General features: G+C 72.7%; 4 protein-coding genes. 2 read left to right on the plus strand and 2 right to left on the minus strand.

All coding sequences use genetic code 11. The annotated features are described in order from the left end of the window. Together QZV94_RS23735 and QZV94_RS23740 are read right to left on the minus strand one after the other, a co-directional pair. Positions 1-744 (minus strand): MBL fold metallo-hydrolase (locus QZV94_RS23735; RefSeq protein ID WP_293682739.1); only part of this gene is annotated, 744 nt, incomplete at its 3' end. A gap of 34 nt (positions 745-778) precedes the next feature. Continuing rightward, positions 779-1,381 carry an arylesterase gene (locus tag QZV94_RS23740; RefSeq protein ID WP_293682741.1) on the minus strand — a complete coding sequence of 201 codons (603 nt, stop codon included), beginning with the start codon at positions 1,379-1,381 and terminating at the stop codon, positions 779-781. A 105-nt stretch (positions 1,382-1,486) separates the two neighbouring features. On the opposite strand from QZV94_RS23740, the gene QZV94_RS23745 reads away from it, so the two are divergent. Beyond that, positions 1,487-2,158: an ABC transporter ATP-binding protein gene (locus QZV94_RS23745; RefSeq protein ID WP_367255242.1), complete on the plus strand. Its 672-nt coding sequence runs from the start codon at positions 1,487-1,489 to the stop codon at positions 2,156-2,158. Further along, the coding region (locus tag QZV94_RS23750) for an FtsX-like permease family protein (protein WP_293682745.1) at positions 2,155-3,855 on the plus strand (1,701 nt) is incomplete at its 3' end. The genes QZV94_RS23745 and QZV94_RS23750, both read left to right, overlap by 4 nt.

Consider the following 3,855-nt stretch of genomic DNA (forward strand, 5'->3'; position numbering starts at 1 on the left):
GCGGCGGGTAGCGGTGGAGGCCTCCTTGTCGAAGTCGACCTCGGAGGCCCAGTCGGGGCGGGCCATCTGGCACGGGTGGTGGGTGAAGTCGCCGGTGATCAGGGCGTCCTGGCCCTTCGAGCGGATGCGGATGCTGACGTGGCCGGGCGTGTGGCCGAGGGTGGGCTCCAGGCTGACCTCGTCGCAGACCCTGTGGTCGGTCTCGACCAGGTCGACCAGGCCGGCCTCCCAGACCGGACGGACACTGTCGTGGAAATAGGAGGTGGAAAGGTCTTCCTTGCCGGCCTCCTCCGCCGCCCAGTGCGCGTACTCGTCGCGGCCGATCAGGTAGCGGGCGTTGGGGAAGGTGGGGATCCACTCGCCGTCCACCAGCATGGTGTTCCAGCCGACGTGGTCGACGTGCAGGTGAGTGCAGAGCACCGTGTCGATGGTGGCGGGATCGAAGCCGGCCGCCTTCAGGTCCTCGAGGAACGTCGTCTGCAGGTTGGACCAGGCCGCCATCTCACGCTGGCGGTCGTTGCCGATGCAGGTGTCGACGATGATGCGCCGGCCGGGCGCCTCCACGACCAGGGCGTGGATGCTCATCTTCAGCTTGCCGCTCTCCTCGGCGAAGTGGGGCATGAGCCAGGGGATCTCGCGGATCGCCTCGTAGGTCGCCTGAGGCAGGATGAAGCGGGTGCCGCCACTGGCCTCCAGCTCCACGATACGCGTGATCGTGACGTCGCCGATCTGCCACTTGAGCATGGCGTTCCTCCCGTTTTGCCCAGTGTCGCGCGGCTCAGCGGCGCGCGGCAAGCGCCTTGGCGACGATCGGGGCCAGGCGGGCGGCGATGACCTGGACGCCCTTGGCGTTGGGGTGGATGCCGTCGCGCTGCTTCAGGGCGGCGTTGCGGCCGACGCCGGCCAGGAGGTCGGGGTAGAGAGGGACGGCGCGGCTGCGCGCAACGGTGGCGAAGGCGGCGTTGAAGTCGCGCGCGTAGGGGCCGCCGACTTCGGCCGGCGCGGCGATGCCGGCCACGACCACGCCGATGCGGCGGGCCTGCAGCTTTCGGACGATGCCGTCCAGGCTGGCGCGGGCGCGGGCGGCGTCCTGGCCCTGCAGGAGGTCGTTGCCGCCCAGGGCCACGACCGCGAGGTCGGTGTCGCGCTGGACGCTGAAGTCGACCCGCGCCAGGCCATCGGCCAGAGTGTCGCCGGAGACGCCGGCGGCGCGGACGAGGTTGGGCACGCCCAGCTTCATCAGCGCCAGGTGGAGCTGGTTCGGCAGGGCTGCGGCGGCGGGCAGGCCGTAGCCGGCGGTGATCGAGTCGCCAAGCACGGTGACGACCTTGCGGCGCGCCCCCTTGGGCTGGGCCAGCGCCGGCGCGGCGGGGGTCAGCAAAGCCCATGCAACAAAAGCACGGCGAGTATGTCTTGGCGCGGCCATGGACGTCCTATGTAGGAAAGGCTGCAGCTTGCTCAATCGGGGATTCGCTTGGACGACGACATAGAGCCGCTGGTGCTGGAGAATGTAGGGCTGACGTTGCCGTCGGCCGCAGGCCCGGTGGAAATCCTGCGTAGCCTGAGCCTGACACTCGCCAAGGGCGAACGTGTGGCGCTGGTGGGACCGTCGGGGTCGGGCAAGTCGTCCCTGATCGCCGTCGCGGCGGGGCTGGAGCGGCCGAGCGCCGGGCGGGTGCTGCTGTTCGGCCAGGACCTGGGCAAGCTGGACGAGGACGGGCGCGCGAGGCTGCGGCGCGGGCGGGTGAGCCTGATCTTCCAGTCGTTCCACCTGCTGCCGAACATGACCGCCGAGGAGAACGTGGCCGCGCCGCTGGAGATCGCGCGGCGGCCCAGGGCGATGGCCGACGCGCGCATCTGGCTGGACCGGGTGGGGCTGTCGGCGCGCCTGCGGCACTATCCGCACCAGCTTTCCGGCGGCGAGCAGCAGCGGGTGGCGCTGGCCCGGGCGCTGGCGCCGAAGCCTGCCCTGCTGTTCGCTGACGAGCCCACCGGCAACCTCGACGGGACCAATGCGCGCCATGTCGCCGACCTGCTGTTCGAGTTGGTGGAGGACACCGGCGCGGCGCTGCTGATGGTGACCCACGACACGGGCCTGGCCGAGCGCGCCCAGCGGGTGGTGACGCTGCGCGACGGGCGGCAGGTGGAGCGCGCATGACGCCGCTGTGGTTGCGCTTCGCGGCCCGCGAGCTGCGGAGCGGGGTGAAGGGGTTCCGCATCTTCCTGGCCTGCCTGGCGCTGGGCGTGGCGGCGATCGCGGCGGCGAGCTCGACGGCGGAGGCGTTCCGCCAGGGGCTGGCCAGCCAGGCGCGCGAGATCCTGGGCGGCGATATCTCGGTGTCGGTGGGCCAGCGGGGGTTCAAGGCGCAGGAGCGGGCCAGGCTGGCGACACTGGGCCGCACGACCTTCGCGGTGGCGTCGTCGGCCATGGCGCAGTCGGCCGGGGGAGAGCGGCGGCTGGTGGAGTTCCGCGGTGTCGACAACGCCTACCCGCTGGCGGGGCGCGTGGATATCCAGGGCGCGCCGTCGCTGCGCGACGCCCTGGCCCGGCGCGACGGGGTCTGGGGCGCGGCTGTGGAGCAGGCGCTGCTGGACCGGCTGCAGATGAAGCTGGGCGACGAGTTCCTGGTCGGCAACGTGCGGGTGCGGGCCGCCGCGGTGCTGGAGGCCGAGCCGGACCGGCTCTCGCGCGGCTTCGCCATGGGCCCGCGGGTGCTGACGCACCGGGACGCCCTGGCGGCGGGCGGGTTCCTGCGGCCGGGGCTGCCGTTCGCCGAGACCGCGCGGATCGCGCTCGACCCGGCGACCGATATCGCCGCGGCCAAGGCCGAGGTGCGGCGCCAGATGAAGGGCTTCGTGCGGATCCGCGACCGCAACGACGCAGCGCCGGGCGTCAGCCGGATCATCGACCAGCTGGAATATTTCCTGGGCTTCATCGGCCTGGCGTCGCTGGTGGCCGGCGGGCTCGGGGTGTTCGGCGCCGTGTCGGCCTATGTGGACGGCCGGAAACCCGCCATCGCCACCCTGAAGGCGCTGGGCGCCGAGAGCGGGCTGATCCGCAACACCTACCTGGCGCAGATCGCGCTGCTGGCGCTGCTGGGGGTGGCGATCGGCCTGGTGGTCGGGGCGGCGACGCCGCTGGCGCTGGGAGCCCTCTATGCGAAGGAGCTGCCGGTGCCGGCGCTGTTCGCGATTTATCCGGGGCCGCTCCTGAAGGCGGCCGCGTTCGGGGTGCTGTCGGCGGCGGCCTTCTCGCTGGCGCCGCTGGCGCGGGCGCGGACCACGCCGCCGGCCGCCCTCTTCCGCAGCGACCTTTCCGGCCGCGTGAGCTTCGGGCCGGAGATGATCCTGGCGATCCTCTGCGCCGCCGGCCTGGCGGCCATGGCGATCCTGACCGCGCCGACGCCGTTCGCCGCCAGCCTGATGATCGGGGGCGTGGTCGTGGCCTTCGTGGTGCTGTGGGCCTTCGGCTGGGGCGCGGCGAAGCTGGCCGGACGGATGCGGGGGGCCGCCCGGGGCTCGTTGCGGATCGCGCTCGCCAACCTGGCCGGACCACGCTCGGCGGCGCGCACGGCCGCGCCGGCCATTGGCCTGGGCATGGCGCTGCTGGCGGCCGTGGTGCTCATCCAGTCGAGCCTGCTGCGGCAGATCGAGGTGGTGGCGCCGCAGACCGCGCCGGCGATGATCTTCACTCAACTGCCCGGCGCGCGCGCCGCTGAGTTCGACGCCGAGATCGCCCGCGGGCTTGGGCGCACGCCGACGCCCGACGCCTACCTGCGTACGCCCTACCTGACCGGCCGGATCACCGCCGTCCGCGGTGAGCCCGTGGTGGTGCACCGTCTGGGCGTGGAGGGT

The organism is uncultured Phenylobacterium sp., from assembly GCF_902826855.1.
Classification (GTDB): domain Bacteria; phylum Pseudomonadota; class Alphaproteobacteria; order Caulobacterales; family Caulobacteraceae; genus Phenylobacterium.